This window comes from Kitasatospora sp. NPDC051705, from assembly GCF_044453265.1.
Lineage (GTDB): Bacteria > Actinomycetota > Actinomycetes > Streptomycetales > Streptomycetaceae > Kitasatospora.
Genome location: NZ_JBITCO010000019.1, coordinates 13,451 through 35,475 on the forward strand (window position 1 = coordinate 13,451; position 22,025 = coordinate 35,475).

Genomic DNA, 22,025 nt, shown 5'->3' on the forward strand with positions numbered 1-22,025 from the left:
GCATGTTCGTCCTGCACGCGCTCTGGCGGGCGGACGGGCGGCTGGCGCTCTGGGCCGAGGACGCCCGGGCCCACCCCGGTGCCGCCGGGCCCGGGCCCGACCGGCCCGCCCCGCGCGCCCACCCCTACGCCTGCCCGGCCGCCGCACTGGCCGCCGTCCTCGGGGGCATCGGGCCCGGCCTCGGCTGGCTCGCCGGGCGGGCGCCCGAGCGCTGGGCCACCCTGCTGCTGCCCACCGTCGGCGCCCTGCCCGCACCCTCGCCCGACCTCCCGGTCACCCCCGCCCGGGGCGCCGCCGCGCTCGCCCCCTGGCGGGTCCCGGCCCTGCTCTTCGACACCGCGGCCGCCGCCCAGCTGCTCGGCGAGGTCTTCGACCCGCACTGGGCCGTCACCAGCACCGACCTGCCCGGCGCCGGACGGGTCGAGGTGGTGCACGGGGCCTCGCTGCGCTGGCTCACCGGCGTCCACGACCTCGCCTGGCGGGCGGTCGGCCACGGCCGGGTGCTGCCGCTGCCCGTCCTGGTGGACGGCCGCCCGCAGGCCCGCTGGCGCCCCGACCTCACCCCGGCCGGCCTCCGGGAGGCCGCCGGACTGGCGGCCGACTGCCCACCCGTCCTGCTCGGCGGGTGGCCGAACGCCGCGGAAGCGGCCGCCACCGGCCCGGGCGCCGAAGCGACGCCCGCCGGAACGACTCCCGCCGGACATCCCGCCGGAACGCCGTCCGGACCGGCCTCCGCCGGACCGCCGTCCGGACCGGCCTCCGCCGGACCGCCCGCCGCCACCGGCGAGGCCCTGCTGGACGCCGTCCTCGGAGCCCTGGTGGACGCCGAGGCCCGGGCCGCCCTGGCCGGGGCGCCCCCGCTGGTCCCGGACGGGGCGCGGGCCGGCACCGCCGCCGAACGCTGGCTGCACGCCCTCACCACCCCGGACGGCGCTCTCGCGGCCGACCCCGAGGGCGACCTCCCCGCCGCGAACCCCGCCGCCGCGAACCTCCCCGCCGGGGGCCCCGCCGACCTCGCCGACCTGCGCCGCCGGATCACCGCCTGGTACGCCGCCGCCGAGCCCACCGCGCCCGCCCTGCGGCTCTGCTTCCGCCTGCTGGAGCCGCTCGGGCCCGACCCGGACGACGCCGAGGGCCGGCCCTCCGACGACGCCTGGCAGCTGGAGTTCCTCCTCCAGGCCGTCGACGAGCCCTCCCTGCTGGTCCGCGCCGCCGACCTGCACGACGGCGGCGCCGCCCTCGCCGCGCTGTCCCGCAAGGCGCCGGACCCGGCCGACGTCCTGGTCGCCGAACTCGCCCGCGCCGCGCACCGCTGGCCGGCCCTGGCGGCCCTGCGCCACCGCTCCCGCCCGGCCGTCCTGCCCCTCGACCGGGCCGGCGCACTGGACTTCCTGCGCACCGCCGCGCCCGACCTCGCCGAGGGCGGCTTCGGCGTCCTGCTGCCCGCCTGGTGGCGCCGCCGTCCCCGGCTCGGGCTCGCCCTGCGCGCCACCACCCCGCCCGCGCCCGGTTCGCTCGCCGTCACCAGCCAGGTCGACCGGGACACCGTGGTCGCCTTCCGCTGGCAGGCCGCGCTCGGCCCGGACGGCCCGCCGCTCACCGAGCGGGAGCTCGCCGAACTCGCCGACGCCAAGAAGGGCCTGGTCCGGGTGCGCGGCACCTGGCTGGAGGCCGACCAGGCGCAGATCGCCGCGGCGCTGGCCTTCCTCGCCGAGCAGCGCGACGGCGTCCTCGCCACCGCCGACCTGCTGCGCCTGGCCCTCGACCCCGAGGCCGTGGTCGCCGGTCTGCCCGTCACCGCCGTCCGCGCGGACGGCCCGCTCGGGGACCTCCTCGCCGGGCGCGCCGCCCCCGCCCCCGTGCCCGCCCTGCCCCCGGACTTCGGTGCCGTCCTGCGGCCCTACCAGGAGCGCGGGCTGGCCTGGCTGCGGGCGATGAGCGGGCTCGGCCTCGGCGCGGTGCTCGCCGACGACATGGGCCTCGGCAAGACCGTCCAGACCCTCGCCCTGCTGGCCGTCGAGCGAGCCGAGGGCGCCACCGGCCCCACCCTGCTGGTCTGTCCGATGTCCCTGGTCGGGAACTGGCAGCGGGAGGCCGAGCGCTTCGCCCCCGGCCTGCGGCGGTACGTGCACCACGGCTCCGACCGCCTCGGCCCGGACGGGCTCGCCGACGCCCTGCGGGGCGTGGACCTCGTCATCACCACCTACGGGCTGGTCCAGCGCGACCTCGCGGCACTGCGCGCCGTCCGCTGGCGGCGGGTGGTCGCCGACGAGGCGCAGCACATCAAGAACGCCGGTGCCGCGCAGTCCCGGGCCGTCCGCGCGCTGCCCGTCATCCGGCACCGGATCGCCCTGACCGGCACCCCGGTCGAGAACCGGCTGGCCGAGCTGCACGCCGTCCTGGACTTCGCCAACCCCGGGCTGCTCGGCCCGGCCGAACGCTTCAAGGAGCGCTACGCGATCCCGGTGGAACTGCACCGCAACCCCGAGCGCACCGCCGAACTCCGGCGCCGCACCGAGCCGTTCGTGCTGCGCCGGCTCAAGTCCGATCCGGCGGTGGCGGCCGAGCTGCCGGGGAAGCAGGAGATGACCGTCTGGTGCAGCCTCACCGCCGAACAGGCCGGCCTCTACCAGGCCGTGGTGGCCGACCTGCTGCAACGGGTCGAGGGCGTCCGGGGCGTCGAGCGGCGCGGTACGGTGCTCGCCGCGATCGGCAAGCTCAAGCAGGTGTGCAACCACCCGGCCCAACTGCTGCACGACGGCTCGGCGTTGGGTGAGCGGTCCGGCAAGGTGGCCCGACTGGCGGAGCTGCTGGAGGAGGCGCTGGCGGAGGGGGACCGCACCCTGGTCTTCACCCAGTACGCCGAGTTCGGCACCATGCTCCGCCCGTACCTGGCCCGCCGGCTCGGGGAGGAGGTGCTCCACCTGCACGGGGGAGTCCCGCGGGCGCGCCGCGAGGAGCTGGTCGAGCGATTCCAGTCCCCGGACGGGCCCGGGGTGTTCCTGCTCTCGCTGCGGGCCGGCGGCACCGGGCTCAACCTGACGGCCGCCAACCAGGTGATCCACCTGGACCGCTGGTGGAACCCGGCCGTCGAGGAGCAGGCCACCGACCGCGCGTTCCGGATCGGCCAGCGCCGGGACGTCCAGGTCCGCCGCCTGGTCTGCGTCGGCACCGTCGAGGAGCGGATCGACGAACTCCTGGCGGCCAAGAGGTCCCTGGCCGAGTCGGTGGTCGGCGCGGGGGAGCGCTGGCTGACCGACCTGCCGGTGGAGGCCCTGCGCGAACTGGTCGCGCTCACCCGCGAGGACGCCGTCGCCGAGGAGGACGCATGACGGACCGGCCCACCCCCGCCGCGGACGCTCCGGCCACGGACGCCGCCGGGCCGAACGCTCCCGCGAACGCCCCGGCGCCGCCCGCCCCCGCGCCGAACGCCCCCGCGGTGAACGTCGCCGCCTACTGGGGCGGCGGGTTCACCCTGCGCCCGGCCCCGCCCGAGCACCCCGACGAGGCCGGGGGGCCCTCGCTCCGCCGCCTCGGCCGGTCCGGCGTGACCGTCCGGGGCCGCGACCTCGCCACCCTGCTCGCCCCCGCCTACCGGGCCTTCCTCGACTGACGCACCCTCCGGCCGCGCCGGCCGCGTGGGGTAGCGTCGGCCGGGTGACCGACACTCCCGACGCCGCGGGCCCGGAGGACTTCGAGCAGCACCGCCGGATGATCTTCGGCATCGCCTACCGGAGCTCGGCAGCCTCACCGACGCCGAGGACCTCGTCCAGGACACCTGGCTGCGCTGGACCCGGGTCCGCGGCCCGGTCGCCAACCCGGGCGGCTACCTGGCCCGGACGGTCACCAACCTCGCGCTCACCCGGCTCGGTTCGGCGGCCGTCCGCCGCGAGACCTACCCCGGCACCTGGCTGCCCGAGCCGCTGGTCGCCGGACCGGACGCGGCCGACGGGGCCGAGCGTGCCGAGACGGTCTCGCTCGCCCTGCTGGTCGTGCTGGAGAGCCTCTCGCCGCTGGAACGGGCCGTCTTCGTCCTCAACGAGGCCTTCGGCTTCTCCTACCGGGAGATCGCCGAGGCGCTGGACCGCACCGAGGCCGCCTGCCGCCAGGTCGGCAGCCGGGCCAGGGCGCACGTCCGGGCCCGTCGGCCGCGCTACGACGCCCCGCCGGAACTGCGCCGCCGGGCCACCGACGAGTTCCTCGCGGCCTGCGCCGGCGGCGACCTCAACCGGGTGCTCGAACTGCTCGCCCCCGAGGTCACCGCCTGGACCGACGGGGGCGGGGTGGTCAGTGCCGCGCTGCGTCCGGTCACCGGCGCCCGGAACGTCGCCCGCTTCCTGCTCGGCGTGCTCGGCCGACTGGGCGGGGGCGCCGCCGCCCGGCCGGTGCTGGTCAACGGCCAGCCCGGTCTGCTGCTCACCCTGGACGGCGTGGTCGACGCCGTCTCCGTCCTCGAGTTCGTCGAGGCGCCGGACGGCGGGCTGCGGATCGCCGAGCTGCGCACCGTCCGCAACCCGGCGAAGCTCGCCCACCTGACCGGTGCCCCGGGCCTGACCGGTGCCCCGGGCGGGGCTTGACCCTCGACCTGGTCGAGCCCGCAGAGTCACGGCATGGAGAGCGAGCTGCACAGCATCGGCGAACTGGCCCGTGCCAGCGGCCTCGGGGTCGGCACCCTGCGCTACTACGACGGCGCGGAGGTGCTCGCCCCCGCCTGGGTCGACCCGCAGACCGGCTACCGCTGGTACCGGCCCGGGCAACTCGCCGACGCCCGCCTGCTGGCCCGGCTGCGCCGGGTCGGCCTGCCGCTGGCCGGCATCCGCGCCGTGCTCGGCGCGGCCCCCGGCTCCGGCGAGGCCCGGCGGGTGCTCGACGCGCACCTGCGCCGGCTGGAGGACGGCCTCACGGACGCCCGCCGCGAGCTCTCCCTGATCCGCGTGATGATCGACCAGAGGGAGCGACCGATGACCGCCACACCCGCCGAGTCCCGCCTCACCGTCCGGTCCGAGGAGCTGGCCGCCGCCCTGGACGCGGTGCGCTTCGCCGTCGGAGGGGGCCCGGAGGCCCCCGCCCTCGCCGGGGTGCTGTTCGAGCCGGACGGGCCGGTGCTGCGGCTGGTCGCCACCGACCGCCACCGGATGGCGCTCGCCGAGCTGCCCGCCTCCGCCGACCCCTCGACGGGCTCCGCGGCCGCCGCCGGCGTGATCGTCCCCACCGCACTGGTGGACGCCCTGCGCGCGCTGCTCGGCGCGGCGGCGGAGGGCCCCACCGGGGTCGCGCTCACCCTCGGCGGCGGCCTGGTCCGCGCCGAGACCGGCGGCCACCGGATCGAGGGCACCGTCCTGGACTTCGACTACCCGGACCACCGCGCGGTCACCCGGCTCGAACCGGAGCACCGGATCGGCCTCTCCGCCGCCGAACTGCGCACCGCCGTCGAGAACGGCGCCACCCGCACCCTGCCCTCCGGGCCGCACGGCGCGGAGTGCGCCGTCACCGTCCTCGCCCTCACCGCGGACGGCGGCCTCACGGTCGCCGACGACGGGACGGCGTCCGACGCCCTGCGGGTGGCGGTCAACCGCGACTTCCTGCTGGACGCCCTGCGGGCCGGTCGGCCCGAGCAGCTGGTGCTCGAACTCGGCGGCCCGATCGCCCCGTTGGCGATCCGCACCCCGGGCCGGGACGGCACCTTCTCCGTCCTGATGCCGGTCCGGGTGCCCGAACCCGTCGGATCCTCCGAGTGATCCGCCCGGGCGTCGGACCCTAGGGTCGCCGCATGGAGACCTCCGGAGGCTTCGCCGCCGCCTGGCCCGCGCTCGCACCCGCCGCACGCCGGTGCCTGGAACTCGCCCACCAGGCCTGGCGTGCCGGCGGCCTGCCGGTGGGCGCCGTGCTCACCGACGCCGCCGGCGCGATCGTCGCCGAGGGCCGCAACCGCGCGTACGACGCCGGGGGCGGCGCCGACGCCCTCCGGGGCACCCCGCTCGCGCACGCCGAACTCAACGCGCTCGCCGGGGCCCGCACGGCCTGGGACCTGACCACCCACACCCTGTGGAGCAGCCACCGGCCCTGCGCGATGCGCGCGGCCGCCGCGGCCTTCACGGGCGTCGGGACGGTCCGCTACCTCGCCGCCGACCCGTGGGCGGAGTCGGTCGGGCACCGGCCGGCGGAGACCGTCCGCACCCTCGGGCCGGCCCCGGAAGGCTGGCCCGGGGCGGTCGCCACCGCGCTGTTCCTCGCCGACACCGTGCGCCGGGCCGGCCCCGAGCACCGCACCGTCCGGGCCGCCCTCCGCGCCGACCCCGCCACCGCCCGGCTCGCCGTCGACCTCGGCACCGACCCGGCCCTCCGCTCGGCGGACCTCCCCGCCCTCCTCGCCGCCCTCTGGCCCCGCATCACCGCCGCCGCCGGCCCCGGGGCCTGACCGCTCCGGGCGTTTGCTGCTGCTAGCACCCTGCTTGCATTTGCAAGCGCAATGCTGCACGCTGCTGGCATGGCCTCACTGAACGTCGGCTCGCTGGGCGAGTACATCCGCGAGCAGCGCCGGAACGCGCAGTACTCACTGCGGCAGCTGGCGGAGGCCGCCGGCGTGTCGAACCCGTACCTCAGCCAGATCGAGCGAGGGTTGCGCAAGCCGAGCGCGGAGATCCTGCAGCAGATCGCCAAGGCGCTGCGGATCTCGGCGGAGACGCTGTACGTCCAGGCCGGGATCCTGGAGGAGCGGCGCGGTGAGGGCCTGGAACTGCGGGCCGCGATCCTGGCCGATCCGCTGGTCAACGAGCAGCAGAAGCAGGCGCTGCTCGCGGTCTACGACGCCTTCCTCAAGGAGAACGCCGCCCTGCGGGGCCCGGCCGCCGAGGCCGTGCCCGGCGCCGGCACTCCACCAGCCTCCGGCCCGACGACCGACGGCTCAGCCCACCAGAACACCCACCGGGAGGACCGGTAAGCATGCCGATCACCGACGAGATCAAGAAGACCCTCAGCGACCCGACCCCGCTGTACGCCCTCGCCGGCGCCGGGGACCTCGCCTACGAGAAGCTGCGCGAGGTGCCGGCCCGGGTGGAGGCGCTGGCGGCGGACCGCAAGGGCGCGCAGGAGATGGCCACCGCCCGCCTGCAGGAGGCGCAGACGAAGCTGGCCGAGGCGCAGGCCAAGGTCACCGGCAGCGTCGCGGCCTTCCCGGTCGACGTGAAGGTGCTGCAGGAGCAGGCCCAGAGCTTCGCGCTCCAGCAGGTCGGTCGCGCGGTCGAGCTGGCGGTGAAGGCCAAGGAGGCGTACGACGAGCTGGCCGAGCGCGGCAAGGCCGTGGTGGACCGGACCCGTCCGGCCGCCCCCGCCGAGTCGTCGCAGCCGGTGGTCGTGGAGCAGGAGCAGGAGCCGGTCGAGGCCGAGCTGGTCGAGGACGAGCCCGCCGGGGGCTCCGCCGACGACACCGGGGCCGCGGCGCCGGCCGCCCCGAAGCGGTCCACCCGCGCCCGGAAGGGTTCCACCGACTCCCGGTGAGTGAAGGGCCGCCGAACGGGGCACATCCGGTGACCGCGGGACGTTGACCCCAGGGCGGACGGCCCGGCGTGCCAGGATGGACGGCGGCCGGAGCGCCGGAGCCGGGAGACAGAGGAGAACACGATGGGCGGAGTGGCCCAGATTCTGGACTTGGCCTACCTGAACCCGATCTGGTGGATGTCCGTCGCGATCCTGGCCTACAAGCTGTTCGCCCTGCTCGACGCGGCCACCCGCCGCGAGGACGCCTACCGGGCGGCGGACAAGAAGACCAAGCCGTTCTGGCTGGCGATCCTGGCGATCGCCTTCGGCTGGGACCTGCTCTTCGGGGTCAACTTCTTCACCGGCATCGGGACGCTCGCCGGCCTGGTCGCGTCGATCGTCTACGTGGTGGACGTGCGCCCGGCGATCCGGGCGCTGACCGGCGGCACCGGCCGGGGCGGCCGCAGCAACACCGGTCCGTACGGGCCCTGGTAGACCGGGCGGTCCGTCGACGTCACGGCCCGGGCGGGTGGTTCACCCGCCCGGGCCGTCGCGCGTCCGGGGCCCGGCCGGTCCGGTGGTGCCCGGTCGTGCCCGGCCGGTGCCGCCGGTCAGCGCCCGGCCGGGTCGGAGCGTGTCCGGTCCTGTCCGGGCGGCCTCGGCCGGGGGATCAACCGAGGATCAGCTGTACCGGGTTGCGTTCCAGCAGCAGCACCGCGACGTCGTCCGTCAGCGCGCCGCCGTTCAGCTCCTCGACCTCGGCGATGGCGCTGTCGACGAGCCGGCCCCGGGTGAGCCCGGCGGCCTGGTGGTCGCCGATGAGGTCCGCCAGCCCGTCCTGGCCGAGGCGGCGGGAGCCGGCCCCGACCCGGCCCTCGATCAGCCCGTCGGTGTAGAGCAGGAGCCGCCAGCCGGGGTGGAGTTCGAGCTCGTGCGCGGGCCAGGCGGCCCCTCCGTCGTGGCAGGGCAGCAGTCCGAGCGCGGGCCCGGCGAGGTCGGCGGGCAGGGTGAGCGGTTCGTGGTCGCGGCCGAGCAGCAGGGGTGCGGGGTGCCCGGCGAGGTAGAGGCGGGCCCGTTCGCAGGTGCCGAGGGAGCTGAGGTCGCCGCTGGAGCCGCCGGGCTCGATGACGAGCATGCACAGCGTCGCGAAGATCTCGTCGCTGCGCCGCTCGTGCTCCAGCACGTGCTGGAGGGTGGTGAGCAGCTCCTCGCCGGTGAGGCCCGCGAAGACGAGGGTGCGCCACGCTATCCGGAGGGCGACGCCGAGGGCGGCCTCGTCCGGGCCGTGGCCGCAGACGTCGCCGATCACGACGTGGACGGTGCCGTCGTCGGTGCGGACGGCGTCGTAGAAGTCGCCGCCGAGCAGGGCGCGGCGGCGGCCGGGGCGGTAGCGCCGGGTGAAGGAGAGGCCGGCGCCGTCGAGCAGCGGGGTGGGCAGCAGGTGGCGCTGGAGCCGGGCGTTCTCCTGGCCGCGCAGTTCGGCCTCGACCAGGCGGCGTTGGGACTCGTCGGCGCGCTTGCGTTCGACGGCGTAGCGCAGGGCGCGGGCGAGCAGCGGGCCGTCCGTCTCGTGCTTGATCAGGAAGTCCTGGGCGCCGGCGGCGACGGCGGCCGCGCCCAGTTCGGCGCCGGCCGCGTCGGTGAGGACCACCACCGCGGTGTGCGGGGCCCGGCGGAGCAGCTCGTGCAGTCCCTCCAGGCCGTCCGAGGCGTCGGAGGGGTGCGGCAGGTCGGCGGGTGCGGCCAGGTCGAGCAGCACGCAGCTGAACTCGGCGCTGCGGGGGCGACCGCGCCGGGCGCCGTGCGGGGGAGCGCCCAGCAGCTCGGTGGCCTGTTCCAGGCCGCGGGCCCAGTGGATCTCGATGGAGGTGCCGCTGTCGGCGACCGCCGCCTTGATCAGCTGTGCGTCGGAGGCGTCGTCCTCGATGACCAGCAGCCTGAGCGGTGCGCTGCCGTGCGTGACGGAGGTCTCGGCCGGTTGGGCGTTTCGGGCCTGGGACCGCGGGTGAGGTATCTGGGGAGGGGACGTCACCGGATTGCTGCTGGTCGGGCGGTTACGGGCATGGCCGACGGGGGCGCCGTCATGGGCGCCCGGCAGGTCCGCGGCACCAGGTGCCCGCCCGTCTCCCGTTGCGGGCATCGGTGGTTCCTCCCTTTCCCCGAGTGCGTAACGGTCGGCGTCCGTCCGCAGTGCCCGCCTGGCACCGTGCGTCGGGGAACTTCTCGCGACCATAACGTGATCTCCGGGGATTTCTCTGGCCGACCGGCGCCGTTGTGGTTATTGCCACGCCGGTGGCGGTGTGGTGATGGGACTCGGACGACGGCTCGGATCCCGCCCCTGTGGCGGCCGGGCCGGGTGGGGAGAGGGAACGGATGACGGTGACGCGGATCACCCTGGTCGAGGGTGACATCACGGAACAGCAGGTGGACGCGGTGGTGAACGCCGCGAACTCCTCTCTGCTGGGCGGTGGCGGCGTGGACGGCGCGATCCACCGCAAGGGCGGGCCGCAGGTCCTGGAGGACTGCCGCCGCCTGCGCGCCTCGCACTGGGGCGGAGGGCTGCCCACGGGGCGCGCGGTGGCGACGACGGCCGGGCGGCTGCCGGCCCGGTGGGTGGTGCACACCGTCGGGCCGGTGTACCTGGAGGAGGAGTACGAGGAGCGGGCGGGGCTGCTGGCCTCCTGCTATCGCGAGTCGCTGCGCACGGCGGCGGAGCTCGGCGCGCGCACGGTGGCGTTCCCGGCGGTGTCGGCCGGGGTGTACGGCTGGCCGCCGGCCGACGCGGCCCGGATCGCGCTCGGCACCGTCGCGCAGGTGCTGGACGGCGGTGACGCGCGGGCGGGCGCGGAGCTGGCGGAGGTGCGGTTCGTGCTGTTCGGGGCGTCGATGTACGAGGTGTTCGACCGGGTCGGGCGGGAGCTGCTCGGGCTGGGGTAGCGCGGGCTGGGCGCGCGCGGCTGTCGTCGTCCGGCTCTGTCGTCGTCCGGCTCTGTTGTTGCGTGGGGTCTTCCTGCGCGGGGTGTCCTGCGAGGGGCGTTCCCTGTACGGGCTGGATCGGTCGCGGCCCGGGCGTGACCAGGGCACGTCCGGGGCCGGGCGGTGGTGCGGTGGCACCGTCCGGTGGCGTCCATCGTGGCGTGGCGGGGCGTCAACACGCCAGAGGTATTCGATAACTCGTTCGAGTGAATGAGCGGGATCGTGCGGGATCGTGCACCAGGGCCGACCGCACGGGCACCGGAAACGTCGCCCACGGGCACCGGAAACGTCGCCCACGGGCGTCGGAACCGGGGCTACGGCGCGAGCGCGCTCCACGGCACCGTGACCTCGCCCTGCCGCCACCGCCCGCGCGCGTCCACCAGCGGCCAGGCGCCCGCCAGCGCGGTGCACGCCGCCACCCAGCGCTGCCGGGCGCCGAAGGCCCCGTACGGCGCGGCCGCCGCCCAGGCCCGGTCGAAGTCGGCCAGGAAGGCGTGCACCGGCCGGCCCGGCACGTTGTGGTGGATCAGCGCCTTCGGCAGCCGTTCGGCCAGGTCGGAGGGTTGGTCGAGGCCGCCCAGCCGGGCCGCGAAGGTCACCGTCCGGGGGCCCTCGGGGCCGAGCGCCACCCAGACGTGCCGGCGCCCGATCTCGTCGCAGGTGCCCTCGACCAGCAGCCCGTCCGGGGCCAGCCGGGCGCAGAGCCGCTCCCACACCGCGGCCACCGCCGACTCCTCGTACTGCCGCAGCACGTTGGCGGCCCGGATCAGCTGGGCCGGCGCGCCGCCGTCCAGCGGCACCTCGAAGCCGCCGCGCCGGAAGGTGAGCAGGGGCGGCCGGGCGTACGGCAGCGCGGCCGCGACCCGCTCCGGCTCGATCTCGATCCCGACCACCCGGACGTCCGGGCGCACCGCGTGCAGCCGTCCGGCCAGTTCGACGGCCGTCCACGGCGCGGCGCCGTAGCCGAGGTCGACCGCGACGGGCGGCCGCTCGGCGGCGCGCAGCGTGCGGCCGAGCGCGTGGGCGATCCAGCGGTCCATCCGCCGCAGCCGGTTGGTGTTGGTGGTGCCCCGGGTGACCGTCCCGACCGGCCGCCCGGTCCGCCCGCGGGCGGGTGCGGTCGGGGGGTCGAAGGAGGCAGCCATGCCTGGAAGGGTATCCGGGCCGCCGGCGGCACCGCCGTGACCTGCGGCGTCGCCCGGCCCGCGGGCTCGTCGGCCGGACCGGGAATGCGGGGCGGTCCACGCGCGGTTGGCACACTGGTGGTGATGTGTGCCCGGACGGGGCAGCGCACACCGGACAACGGGCGGCCCGTGCGCGGGCCGTCGAGACGGGCCGCACAGAGGAGGCTTCAGTCAGGTGATCCAGCACCCCGTCCGTTCGGTACGCCGTGCCCAGCCCGCCGCTCCCGCGCGGGGCCGGCTCCAGTCACTCGTGCCGGGCCGCCGCCGCCCGCGCCGGATAGCCATGCTGAGCGTCCACACCTCGCCCCTGCACCAGCCCGGCACGGGCGACGCCGGCGGCATGAACGTCTACATCGTGGAGCTGGCCAAGCGGCTGGCCGCGCTGAACATCGAGGTGGAGGTGTTCACCCGGGCGATCTGCTCGGACGACGCGCCCACCGTCGAGCTGGCCCCGGGCGTCCTGGTCCGGCACGTCACCGCCGGGCCGTACGAGGGCCTGCTGAAGGAGGACCTGCCGGCCCAGCTGTGCGCCTTCACCCACGGCGTGCTGCGGACGGAGGCGGGGCACCGCCCCGGCCACTACGACCTGGTGCACTCGCACTACTGGCTCTCCGGGCAGGTCGGCTGGCTGGCGGCGCAGCGCTGGGGGGTGCCGCTGGTGCACACCATGCACACCATGGCCAAGGTCAAGAACGCGGCGCTGGCCGAGGGCGACACGCCCGAGCCCGCGGCACGGGTGATCGGTGAGACCCAGGTGGTGGAGGCGGCCGACCGGCTGATCGCCAACACCACCGAGGAGGCCGCCGAGCTCGCCCTGCACTACGCCGCCCGGCCCGACCAGCTGGCCGTCGTCCACCCCGGGGTCAACCTGGAGGTGTTCCGCCCGGGCGGGCCGTCCGCGCGCGCCGGGGCCCGGGCCCGGCTCGGCCTGCCGCAGGACGCCGCGGTGCTGCTCTTCGCCGGGCGGATCCAGCCGCTGAAGGCGCCGGACGTGCTGCTGCGGGCGGTCGGCGAGCTGCTCGCGCGCCGCCCCGAGCTGCGCGAGCGCCTGGTGGTGCCGGTGGTCGGCGGCCCCTCGGGCACCGGGCTGGCCCGGCCGGAGAGCCTGCACAAGCTCGCCGCCCAGCTGGGCATCGGCGACGTGGTGCGCTTCCACCCGCCGGTCGGCCAGGCGCGGCTCGCCGAGTGGTACCGCGCGGCGACGGCGCTGGTGATGCCCTCGTACAGCGAGTCCTTCGGGCTGGTCGCCCTGGAGGCGCAGGCCTGCGGCACCCCGGTGGTGGCGGCCGCCGTCGGCGGACTGCCGGTCGCGGTGCGGGACGGCCGGACGGGCACGCTGGTCGACGGCCACGACCCGGTGGCCTGGGCGCACGCGCTGGAGCCGTACGTCATCGACCCGGACCTGGTCGCCCTGCGCGGTGCGGCGGCGGCCCGGCACGCGGCCGGCTTCGGCTGGGACACCGCCGCGGCCACCACCGCCGACGTCTACGCCGGCAGCCTGGCCCGCCCGGCCGGGCGGCTGGCCGCCGCCCGCCGCCGACTGGCCTGAGCCGGCCCGGCGGCCGGCAGCGGCCGGCCGCCGGGGCACGCCGCCGGGCCGTGTCCCGCTGGTGCGCGCGGCCGGTACCGCCGAGTAACGTCACCCTCATGGCAATCCGCACCAAGGACGAGGCCCTGACCCTCCTGCGCACCGCCCTGGACGACGCCGGCGCGGCCTGGGAGCCGGCCGCCACGGATCCGTACACGCTGGTCGTGACGCTCCCGGGCACCCGCAAGCTGAGCACCGCCTGCGCCCTGCGGGTCGGCGACCACACCCTGTCGGTGAACGCCTTCGTGATCCGCCGCCCGGACGAGAACCACGAGGGCGTCTACCGCTGGCTGCTGGAGCGCAACACCCGGCTGTACGGCGTCGCGTACGCCGTCGACCCGCTCGGCGACGTCTACCTGGCCGGCCGCCTGCCGCTCGAGGTGCTCACCCCGGACGCCGTGGACCGGCTGCTCGGCACGGTGCTGGAGAACGCCGACGAGCCGTTCAACACCCTGCTGGAGCTGGGCTTCGCCTCGGCGATCCGGCGCGAGTGGGAGTGGCGCACCAAGCGCGGGGAGTCCACCCGCAACCTGGCCGCCTTCGCCCACCTCGCCGCCCCGGCCGCCCCCGCCCCCGCGGCCGACTGACCGCCGGCCGCCGGGACCGGGCCCGGCCGCCCCGGGCCGCCCCGACCTCAGGCGTCCGCCGGAGCCTTCGCCGTCGCGACGGGAGCCCCGGTCACGACGGGAGCCGCGGTCGCGACGGCAGTCGGGGGAACCGGGGCCGTCGCCACCACCGCGGTCGCCCCGCTCCCGCCGACCGCTGCGGGGCCCGGCCGGCGCGCCAGCAGCACGTAGCCGACCGCGGCGGCCGTGCCGCACATCCCGCAGGCGGTCCAGAGCACCCCGCCGCCGGCCCGTTCCAGCAGCAGACCGCCCGCGGCCGGCCCCAGGAACGAGGCGAGCGACCAGGAGAGCGAGTACACGCCCTGGTAACGACCGCGCGCGTGGGTCGGCGACAGCTCGGCGACCAGGCCCATCAGGGTCGGCGTGTAGAGGATCTCCCCGATCGTCCAGACCGCCACCGTGAGCGCGTAGAACCAGGCGGACGAGCCGGCCAGCGCCGTCAGCCCGAACCCCCAGCCGATGAAGAGCGCGGCCGCCGCCAGCATGGCCGTCCGGCTGCGCCCCTCGACCCAGCGGGAGAGCGGGATCTGCAGCAGCACGATCAGCAGCCCGTTCAGCCCGATGACCAGGCCGTACTGGGTGGAGGTGATCCCCCAGCGGCCCATCTCCACCGCGAGCGTGGTGGAGCCCTGCTGGAGCACCAGGGCGAGCACCAGGGTGAGCCCGACCACCGCCATGAACCGGCGGTCCCGGAAGACGGTGACGATGCCGACCGCCGGCTCCGCGGACTTCGCGGCCGGGGCGTCGGGCTTGGTCTCCGGGATCCTGACGAAGATCACCACCGCGCAGAGCACCGTGGAGAGCGCGTCCAGCAGGAACAGCGCGAGGTAGCCGTGGGTGGCGATCACACCGGCGACGGCGGAGGAGAGGCCGAAGCCGAGGTTGATCGCCCAGAAGTTCAGCGAGTAGGCGCGGACGCGGTCCTCGACCGGCACGATGTCGGCGATGATCGCCGAGGTGGCGGGCCGGGTGGCGTTGTTGCAGAAGCCGACCAGGAAGGCCACCACGGCGATGGCCACCCGGCCGTCCGCGAAGCCGAGCACGGCGGTGAACAGGGCCGCGCCGAGCTGGGCGGCGACCAGGGTCGGCCGGCGCCCGATCCGGTCGGTCAGCACACCGGCGACGATCGCCGAGGACGCCGCACCGAGGCCGAACAGGGAGGCCACCAGGCCCGCGTAGAAGGGCGAGTACCCGCGCTCGCTGGTCAGGTAGAGCGCCAGGAAGGTGACCACGAAGGCGCCGAGCCGGTTGACCAGCGTGGACACCCAGAGCCACCAGAACTGGCGCGGCAGCCCGCCCACCGTCTCCTGCACCACTCTTCGGATCCGTGGGTTGGCCGGTGCGGCGAAGAGCATGTGGGGGCTCCCGTGTGCGGGCGTCCGCTGAGCGGAACGGGCAGGCCCGGCCAGCCGACGCGTGTAAGTGTCATTCCTGCTGCGCAGACATTACACATGGGGTTGAGGTCCCCACCAGCGCTTTTTCGGGCTCCACTAAGCTGGTGGCCATGGCTGACACGACGTACCGACTCATCCTGCTTCGCCACGGCGAGAGCCAGTGGAACCAGAAGAACCTGTTCACCGGTTGGGTCGACGTCGACCTCAACGAGAAGGGCGAGAAGGAGGCCGCCCGCGGTGGCGAGCTCCTGGCCGCCGAGGGCCTGTTCCCCGACGTGGTGCACACCTCGCTGCTGCGCCGTGCCATCCGCACCTCGCAGATCGCCCTGGACAAGGCCGACCGCCACTGGATCCCGGTCAACCGCAGCTGGCGCCTGAACGAGCGGCACTACGGCGCGCTCCAGGGCAAGGACAAGGCCCAGACCCTGGCCGAGTTCGGCGAGGAGCAGTTCCAGCTGTGGCGTCGCTCCTACGACACCCCGCCGCCGGTGCTGGCCGACGACAACGAGTACTCGCAGGCCGGTGACGCCCGCTACGCGGAGATCCCGAGCGAGCTGCGTCCGCGCACCGAGTGCCTCAAGGACGTCGTCGAGCGGATGCTCCCGTACTGGTACGACGCCATCGTCCCGGACCTCGCCGCCGGCAAGACCGTCCTGGTCACCGCCCACGGCAACAGCCTGCGCGCGCTGGTCAAGCACCTCGACGGCATCTCCGACGAGGACATCGCCGGCCTGAACATCCCGACCGGCATCCCGCTCGTCTACGAGCTCGACGCCGACTTCAAGCCCGTCGCCAAGGGCGGCCGCTACCTCGACGCGGAGGCCGCCGCCGCCGCCATCGAGGCCGTCAAGAACCAGGGCAAGAAGTAACGCCCGACTGCTTGCAGGCCCCGCCTCCCGGTTCCTTGGGTTCTAGGGGTCGTTGCAACACGTGGTCGGTTTGATCAGGCCGCGACGAGTCTATGCAGGCGCTCGGCTGGGGTTTCCCAGCCGAGCGTTTTGCGTGGGCGGCCGTTGAGTTCGGCGGCGACGTGGGCCAGGTGTTCCGGGTCGTGGACGGCGAGGTCGGTGCCCTTGGGGAAGTATTGCCTCAGCAGGCCGTTCGTGTTCTCGTTCGAGCCTCGCTGCCACGGGCTGGCGGGATCGCAGAAGTAGACCGGGATGTCGGTGGCGATCGTGAACGAGCCGTGGGCGGCCATCTCGGCGCCCTGGTCCCAGGTCAGCGAGCGGACCAGGTGGGTGGGCAGGGCCCGGACGGTGGCCACCAGGGCGTCGCGGACCTGCTCGGCGGTGCGGCCATGGGGCAGGTGCACGAGCATCACGTAGCGGGTGGCCCGTTCGACCAGCGTGCCGATGGCGGAGCCGCCGTCCTTGCCGATGATCAGATCGCCTTCCCAATGCCCGGGGACGGCCCGGTCCTCGACCTCGGCGGGCCGTTCGCTGATCATCACCATCGGGGTGGCGAAACGCGGCTGCCGGCAGGCGGCCTGGCGGTGCGGCTTGCGGCGCGCGCGTCCGGTGCGCAGGGCTGCCGCGAGCTCACGGCGCAGTTCACCCCGGCCCTGGACATACAGGGCCTGGTAGACCGTTTCGTGTACCACGTGCATCTCCGGCCGCTCGGGAAAGGTGTCCCGCAGAGCCTGGCAGATCTGCTCCGGACTCCACTTCCTGTCCAGGCGGTCCTGGATGAAGTCCCGCAGCCCGGCGTTCTCGGCGATCTTCCCTGTCTTCGGCCGGGGCCGTCGGGCATCGGCACGGGCCTGGGCGGCATGGGGCCGGTAACTTCCGCTGCCCGGACGGCTGTTGCGCCGGATCTCCCGACTGATCGTGGACGGGCTGCGGCCCAGCTCGCCGGCGATCGCCCGGATGGTGGCCTTCTCGCGGATCCGGTCGGCGATGTGGATCCGCTCGTCCTCACGCAGGTACCGGGACACGGCGCAGGGCGCCCGCTCGGGTCGAGCGGGCGCCCTGAACCTCTTCGGGTCCGTCCGGCCGTTGCGCCACTCGCGTCCAGTACGCGGGTGAACGCCCACCAGCCGGGACGCCTCTCTGTTGCTGTAGCCCTGTCGCACGAGCCGGAAGTATTCCTCCCGTTCGGCACGGAGCTTCCTGGGCCCCTGCGGCTTCCGGTCCCCGCGAATCTCGAAGTCCATCGCACCCCTTCAGCTGGGGTGTTGCGACAACCGCTAGAACCCAAGTTCGCCGGGGGCGGGGCCTTTGTCGTTCCGGGGGTGGCGTGTCGGTGGGGGTGGTCAACCAGCCTGTGTGGCAGGGGAGTTGTGGTCGGCGAAAATGGTTCAGACCATTGACGGGTGGTGGCGGCTGCTCCTACCGTGAGGGCACCGGCTGGCGCAAGCATGCCAAGGATCCCCCCGTCCTGGCCGCCGCACCCCACGCGCGCGACCGCGCCCCGGCGCACTCTCCATCCACCCCCACGGAGGAGCACCATGCGCACACGTCACATCGTCGGGGCGGCCGTCGCCGCGCTCGCGATCCCGCTCACCTTCGCGCTCCCGGCGCAGTCCCACGGCTACATCTCGACGCCGCCCAGCCGGGCCGCGCTCTGCGGAGCGGACGCGGTGGCCTGGGACTGCGGGGACATCCAGTGGGAGCCGCAGAGCGTCGAGGGCCCGAAGGGCTTCCCGAACTCCGGGCCCGCGGACGGCACCATCTGCGCCGGCGGCAACTCGCGCTTCGCGGAGCTGGACGACCCGCACGGCGGCGCCTGGCCGGCCACGTCGGTGCGGGCGGGCCAGCAGCTCACCTTCACCTGGAAGTTCACCGCGCGGCACGCGACCACGAGCTTCAAGTACTACCTGACCAAGGCGGGTTACGACGCGAGCCGGCCGGTCACCAGGGCGAGCCTGGAGCTGACGCCCTTCCTGACCGTCCCCTACAACGGCCGTCAGGTGCCGAGCACCCTCAGCCACACCGCGACCCTCCCGAGCGGGCGGACCGGCCACCAGGTGGTCGTCTCGGTCTGGGAGATCGCCGACACCGGGAACGCCTTCTACTCCTGCACCGACGTGCAGTTCTGAGACCCGCCCCGAGGCCCCGGAGGACGTGTCCGGGTGCGCGGCTGCCGGTCGTGGCGGTCGCGCACCCGGGTGGTCGGGGCGGCCCGGGGCGTCCTCAGTGGCCGCAGCAGCCACCGTCCACGCCGCCGCACTGGCAGGGCGCGCCGGACTGGCAGCCGCAGCCGCAGCCCGGACCGCAGCCGCAGCCGGCCGCGAGGACGGGCAGCAGCCTGGGGGCGGGCGGCGTGGAAGTGTCGTGGGCCGGTGCCGGTCGGGTGGGGTTGGCGTTCATCGTGCTGAACCCTCCTAGTGACGGGCACGCGTCGGTGCCCACGGCTTCGAGTGAAACCGCCGATCGGAGGGAGCGTCAACGGGCGCGCAGGGGTGGGGAGTACGAAGGGCCGTGCTTCCCCACCACCCCCGCCGCGGGTTTACTCACCCCGAGGGGTGAGCGGCCGCCCCGCCGAGCGGGGCGGCCGTGCCGGCGCGGCCGGCGGTCACTCCGCGGCGGCGGCCTCCGAGGAGGCCACGAACTCGGCCACGTGCTCGCCCGTCACCAGGTACACCACGCGCTTGGCGACCGACACCGCGTGGTCCGCGAAGCGCTCGTAGTAGCGGCCGACCAGGGTGAGGTCGACGGCGGTCTCGATCCCGTGGTGCCAGCGGTCGTCGATCAGGTGCGACAGCAGCTCGCGGTGCAGGGTGTCGATCGCGTCGTCGTCCTGCTCCATCTCCAGGGCCTTGTCCACGTCCTTGGTCGCGATCACCAGGCCCGCCTTGGCCACCAGGCGCTGGGCGAGCTGCCCCATCTCCAGGACGGTCGAGTGCAGGTCGCCGGGGACGGCCGAGTCGGGGTAGCGCATCCGCGCGACCTTGGCGACGTGCCGGGCGAGGTCGCCGCAGCGCTCCAGGTCGGCGCTCATCCGCAGCGAGGTGACCACGATGCGCAGGTCGGTGGCGACCGGCTGCTGGCGGGCGAGCAGGTCGATCGCCCGGTCCTCCAGCTCGTGGTGCAGCTCGTTGATCTTCTCGTCGGCGGCGATCACGCTCTCCGCCAGCGCCAGGTCCGCGTCGAGGAGTGCGGTGGTGGCCCGGCCCAGGGCCGAGCCGACCAGCCGGGCCATCTCGACCAGGCTGTCGCCGATCGCATCGAGTTCCTCGTGGTACGCGTCGCGCATGCTCTCTCCTCAGAAGCTGTGTCGGTGGCGGTGCCGACCGGTCCTCCCGTCCGACCGTCGCCGTGACGTCCGGGTTGACCGCTGCTGGTGGCGCGAATCGTACGCGCGCACCCGGGACGGCGGCCGCTGTTCGGCCCGCCGCCCGTTCCCACACGGGCTGCACGGCCAACTCTGCGCCGTTCGGGCGACGGTGCACGGCCGGTGCGGTGAATCGGCAGCTACGTGGAGGTGAATTCTCGGCAACGCGTGGCCGATGCCTTGATCCAGCCCTTGGGGAGTGCCCTGGCCGTACGCTTACGCTGGCCACATGGACGTGAACGTGGCCGCCGCCGCTGCCTGCGCCATAGCCGGGCTCGGCGTCGGCCTCACGGCCTCCATCGCCTTCCGTTGGAGCGAGCGCGAGCAGGCCAGGGGCAGGTACGGCGGCACCAGCAGCAGGACCCGTGGTCGCCAGCAGGTGCTGGGCACCGCCACCCCGGAGCCTCCGCTCCCGCCGGGGGTGGACACCGTGCTCTCGGTGCTCCGCTCCTGCGCGATCGTGCTGGGCGAGGGCGACGAGGTGGTCAAGGCCAGCTCCGCCGCGTACGCGATGGGCCTGGTGCGCGGCGGCGCCGTCGCCGTGGACCCGATGCTGTCGCTGGCCCGCGCCACCCGCCGGGACGGTGAGATCCGGCAGGTCGAACTGGAGGTGCCCCGACCCGGCGCGGCCCGCGCGGCCGAGCCGCTGGCGGTCTCCGTCCGGGTCGCCCCGCTGGGCTCGCGGCTGGTGCTGGTGCTGGTCGAGGACCAGACGGAGCGCCGCCGGGTGGAGGCCGTCCGCCGGGACTTCGTGGCCAACGTGAGCCACGAGCTGAAGACCCCGGTCGGCGCCCTGTCGCTGCTCTCCGAGGCGGTCGCGGACGCGTCCGACGACCCGGAGGCGGTGCAGCGCTTCGCCGGCCGGATGCAGATCGAGGCGACCAGGCTGGCCAGCCTGGTCCAGGAGATCATCGACCTCTCCCGGGTCCAGGACGACCGTCTGATGGTCGACCCGGAGCCGGTCGCGGTGGACGAGCTGATCGCCGAGGCGATCGACCGCTGCCGCCAGCAGGCCGCCGCCAAGCAGATCCTGATCGCGGCCGGCGGCATCGCCGGCCTCTACCTGCACGGTAACCGCGGCCAGCTCGCCGCGGCGCTCGGCAACCTGGTCGAGAACGCCGTCAACTACAGCCCGCCGCGCACCCGGGTGGCGATCGCGACCCGCCGGATCTCCAGCGCCGCGGCGCTCGGGGAGGCGGACGGCGAGCTGATCGAGATCTCGGTCACCGACCAGGGCATCGGCATCTCCGAGAAGGACCGCGAGCGCGTCTTCGAACGCTTCTACCGGGTGGACCCGGCCCGCTCCCGGGCGACCGGCGGCACCGGCCTCGGCCTCTCCATCGTGAAGCACGTCGCCGCCTCGCACGGCGGCACGGTCTCGGTGTGGAGCGTCGAGGGCCAGGGCTCCACCTTCACCGTCCGGCTGCCCGCCGGCCAGGCGCCCGACTCCGACTCCGACTCCGACTCCGACTCCGACGCCGACGCCGAGGTCGGGTCCGCAGACGCCGACGACCTGCCCGACGAGTGGGACGACGACCGGTCCGACAACCGGCCCGACGACCGGCCCGACGACCGGCCCGGCCCCGACGCCGGCCGCGCCGGGACCGCCACCACGCCCACCCAGACCCTCACCACGGACCGGACGGCCGACTCGGGCCGCGCGGACCGTTCGCTCCCCACGGGGGAGCGGGAACAACCCCTGTCAGACCCAACCCCACAGCTTGCCCCGGAGGCCCGATCGTGACCCGAGTACTGGTGGTCGAGGACGAGGAGTCGTTCAGCGACGCCCTCTCGTACATGCTCCGCAAGGAGGGCTTCGAGGTGGCCGTGGCCGCCACCGGCCCCGACGCGCTGGAGCAGTTCGAACGCAACGGCGCCGACCTCGTCCTGCTCGACCTGATGCTGCCGGGCCTGCCGGGTACCGAGGTCTGCCGCCAGCTCCGGGTGCGCTCCAACGTCCCGGTGATCATGGTGACCGCCAAGGACAGCGAGATCGACAAGGTCGTCGGGCTGGAGATAGGTGCGGACGACTACGTCACCAAGCCCTACTCCACCCGTGAGCTGGTCGCCCGGATCCGCGCGGTGCTGCGGCGCCGCGGCGAGGAGGGCGGCCCGGGCGAGAACGGCGGCGGCCCGGGCGCCCTGGAGGCGGGCCCGGTCCGGATGGACGTCGACCGGCACGTGGTGACCGTCGACGGCGCCAAGGTCGACCTCCCGCTGAAGGAGTTCGACCTGCTGGAGATGCTGCTGCGCAACGCGGGCCGGGTGCTCACCCGCATGCAGCTGATCGACCGGGTCTGGGGCGCGGACTACGTCGGCGACACCAAGACCCTGGACGTCCACGTGAAGCGCCTGCGGGCCAAGATCGAGCCGGACCCGGGCGCCCCGCGCTACCTGGTGACGGTCCGCGGCCTGGGCTACAAGTTCGAGCCGTAGACCGCAGGTCCGACGTGATGCGGAAGGCCCCCGCCGGCAGTCGCCGGGCGGGGGCCTTCCGCATCACGCCCGG

The 22,025-nt window shown here is 75.2% G+C and carries 21 protein-coding genes; 15 read left to right on the forward strand and 6 right to left on the reverse strand.

Annotated features, from left to right (window positions below; translation table 11 throughout):
- Nucleotides 1-2 precede the first annotated feature (2 nt).
- From ACIA8Q_RS22895 to ACIA8Q_RS22930, 8 genes are all read left to right on the forward strand, one after another.
- A complete protein-coding gene (locus ACIA8Q_RS22895) occupies nucleotides 3-3,332 on the forward strand; it encodes an SNF2-related protein (RefSeq protein WP_396317609.1) in 3,330 nt (1,109 codons plus the stop codon).
- Nucleotides 3,329-3,613: a hypothetical protein gene (locus ACIA8Q_RS22900; protein WP_387901976.1), complete on the forward strand. Its 285-nt coding sequence runs from the start codon at nucleotides 3,329-3,331 to the stop codon at nucleotides 3,611-3,613. The genes ACIA8Q_RS22895 and ACIA8Q_RS22900 overlap by 4 nt, the downstream gene beginning before the upstream one ends.
- A gap of 379 nt (nucleotides 3,614-3,992) precedes the next feature.
- On the forward strand, nucleotides 3,993-4,577 hold the full coding sequence (locus ACIA8Q_RS22905) for a sigma factor-like helix-turn-helix DNA-binding protein (protein WP_396317610.1): 585 nt from the start codon (nucleotides 3,993-3,995) through the stop codon (nucleotides 4,575-4,577).
- 33 nt (nucleotides 4,578-4,610) lie between these two features.
- Nucleotides 4,611-5,738 (forward strand): MerR family transcriptional regulator, encoded by a 1,128-nt coding sequence (locus tag ACIA8Q_RS22910; RefSeq protein ID WP_360211245.1) that lies wholly within the window; start codon nucleotides 4,611-4,613, stop codon nucleotides 5,736-5,738.
- A 32-nt stretch (nucleotides 5,739-5,770) separates the two neighbouring features.
- A complete protein-coding gene (locus tag ACIA8Q_RS22915; RefSeq protein WP_360211247.1) occupies nucleotides 5,771-6,418 on the forward strand; it encodes a nucleoside deaminase in 648 nt (215 codons plus the stop codon).
- Nucleotides 6,419-6,487: 69 nt separating this feature from the next.
- The gene (locus ACIA8Q_RS22920) at nucleotides 6,488-6,940 is read left to right on the forward strand and encodes a helix-turn-helix transcriptional regulator (protein WP_360211249.1); all 453 of its coding nucleotides are present in this window, start codon (nucleotides 6,488-6,490) and stop codon (nucleotides 6,938-6,940) included.
- Nucleotides 6,941-6,942: 2 nt separating this feature from the next.
- Nucleotides 6,943-7,497: a hypothetical protein gene (locus ACIA8Q_RS22925; RefSeq protein WP_360211251.1), complete on the forward strand. Its 555-nt coding sequence runs from the start codon at nucleotides 6,943-6,945 to the stop codon at nucleotides 7,495-7,497.
- Nucleotides 7,498-7,620: 123 nt separating this feature from the next.
- Complete coding sequence (locus ACIA8Q_RS22930) at nucleotides 7,621-7,971, forward strand: DUF2516 family protein (protein ID WP_396317611.1); 351 nt, start codon at nucleotides 7,621-7,623, stop codon at nucleotides 7,969-7,971.
- A 175-nt stretch (nucleotides 7,972-8,146) separates the two neighbouring features.
- Here the strand turns inward: ACIA8Q_RS22930 and ACIA8Q_RS22935 are convergent, their stop codons facing one another.
- Nucleotides 8,147-9,508 (reverse strand): PP2C family protein-serine/threonine phosphatase, encoded by a 1,362-nt coding sequence (locus ACIA8Q_RS22935; protein WP_387901991.1) that lies wholly within the window; start codon nucleotides 9,506-9,508, stop codon nucleotides 8,147-8,149.
- 347 nt (nucleotides 9,509-9,855) lie between these two features.
- On the opposite strand from ACIA8Q_RS22935, the gene ACIA8Q_RS22940 reads away from it, so the two are divergent.
- Nucleotides 9,856-10,413: an O-acetyl-ADP-ribose deacetylase gene (locus ACIA8Q_RS22940; RefSeq protein WP_360211314.1), complete on the forward strand. Its 558-nt coding sequence runs from the start codon at nucleotides 9,856-9,858 to the stop codon at nucleotides 10,411-10,413.
- 353 nt (nucleotides 10,414-10,766) lie between these two features.
- Here the strand turns inward: ACIA8Q_RS22940 and ACIA8Q_RS22945 are convergent, their stop codons facing one another.
- Nucleotides 10,767-11,597, reverse strand: coding sequence for a class I SAM-dependent methyltransferase (locus tag ACIA8Q_RS22945; RefSeq protein WP_360211255.1), 831 nt, complete (start codon nucleotides 11,595-11,597; stop codon nucleotides 10,767-10,769).
- Between the two features lie 217 nt (nucleotides 11,598-11,814).
- On the opposite strand from ACIA8Q_RS22945, the gene mshA reads away from it, so the two are divergent.
- Nucleotides 11,815-13,185: a D-inositol-3-phosphate glycosyltransferase gene (gene mshA, locus ACIA8Q_RS22950; protein ID WP_387902142.1), complete on the forward strand. Its 1,371-nt coding sequence runs from the start codon at nucleotides 11,815-11,817 to the stop codon at nucleotides 13,183-13,185.
- A gap of 98 nt (nucleotides 13,186-13,283) precedes the next feature.
- Entirely contained in the window at nucleotides 13,284-13,811 is a 528-nt protein-coding gene (locus ACIA8Q_RS22955; protein WP_360211257.1) for a YbjN domain-containing protein, read from the forward strand.
- A 47-nt stretch (nucleotides 13,812-13,858) separates the two neighbouring features.
- Here ACIA8Q_RS22955 and ACIA8Q_RS22960 read toward each other — a convergent pair whose 3' ends face one another.
- The gene (locus ACIA8Q_RS22960; protein ID WP_396317612.1) at nucleotides 13,859-15,205 is read right to left on the reverse strand and encodes an MFS transporter; all 1,347 of its coding nucleotides are present in this window, start codon (nucleotides 15,203-15,205) and stop codon (nucleotides 13,859-13,861) included.
- 149 nt (nucleotides 15,206-15,354) lie between these two features.
- Between ACIA8Q_RS22960 and ACIA8Q_RS22965 the strand changes: the two genes are divergently transcribed.
- Complete coding sequence (locus ACIA8Q_RS22965) at nucleotides 15,355-16,113, forward strand: phosphoglyceromutase (protein WP_360211261.1); 759 nt, start codon at nucleotides 15,355-15,357, stop codon at nucleotides 16,111-16,113.
- A gap of 74 nt (nucleotides 16,114-16,187) precedes the next feature.
- On the opposite strand, the gene ACIA8Q_RS22970 is transcribed toward ACIA8Q_RS22965, so the two are convergent.
- Nucleotides 16,188-17,396 (reverse strand): IS30 family transposase, encoded by a 1,209-nt coding sequence (locus ACIA8Q_RS22970; protein ID WP_360211263.1) that lies wholly within the window; start codon nucleotides 17,394-17,396, stop codon nucleotides 16,188-16,190.
- A 294-nt stretch (nucleotides 17,397-17,690) separates the two neighbouring features.
- Here ACIA8Q_RS22970 and ACIA8Q_RS22975 point away from each other — a divergent pair, with 294 nt between their 5' ends.
- On the forward strand, nucleotides 17,691-18,281 hold the full coding sequence (locus ACIA8Q_RS22975; RefSeq protein WP_360211265.1) for a lytic polysaccharide monooxygenase: 591 nt from the start codon (nucleotides 17,691-17,693) through the stop codon (nucleotides 18,279-18,281).
- Nucleotides 18,282-18,375: 94 nt separating this feature from the next.
- Here the strand turns inward: ACIA8Q_RS22975 and ACIA8Q_RS22980 are convergent, their stop codons facing one another.
- Both ACIA8Q_RS22980 and phoU read right to left on the reverse strand, forming a co-directional pair.
- Nucleotides 18,376-18,552 (reverse strand): hypothetical protein, encoded by a 177-nt coding sequence (locus tag ACIA8Q_RS22980; protein ID WP_360211267.1) that lies wholly within the window; start codon nucleotides 18,550-18,552, stop codon nucleotides 18,376-18,378.
- A 205-nt stretch (nucleotides 18,553-18,757) separates the two neighbouring features.
- Nucleotides 18,758-19,438 (reverse strand): phosphate signaling complex protein PhoU, encoded by a 681-nt coding sequence (gene phoU / locus ACIA8Q_RS22985; RefSeq protein WP_360211269.1) that lies wholly within the window; start codon nucleotides 19,436-19,438, stop codon nucleotides 18,758-18,760.
- 307 nt (nucleotides 19,439-19,745) lie between these two features.
- Here phoU and ACIA8Q_RS22990 point away from each other — a divergent pair, with 307 nt between their 5' ends.
- Nucleotides 19,746-21,260 (forward strand): ATP-binding protein, encoded by a 1,515-nt coding sequence (locus ACIA8Q_RS22990; protein WP_360211271.1) that lies wholly within the window; start codon nucleotides 19,746-19,748, stop codon nucleotides 21,258-21,260.
- Nucleotides 21,257-21,952, forward strand: a complete 696-nt coding sequence (locus ACIA8Q_RS22995) for a response regulator (protein ID WP_396317613.1) — start codon at nucleotides 21,257-21,259, stop codon at nucleotides 21,950-21,952. The genes ACIA8Q_RS22990 and ACIA8Q_RS22995 overlap by 4 nt, the downstream gene beginning before the upstream one ends.
- The last annotated feature ends 73 nt before the right edge of the window (nucleotides 21,953-22,025 follow it).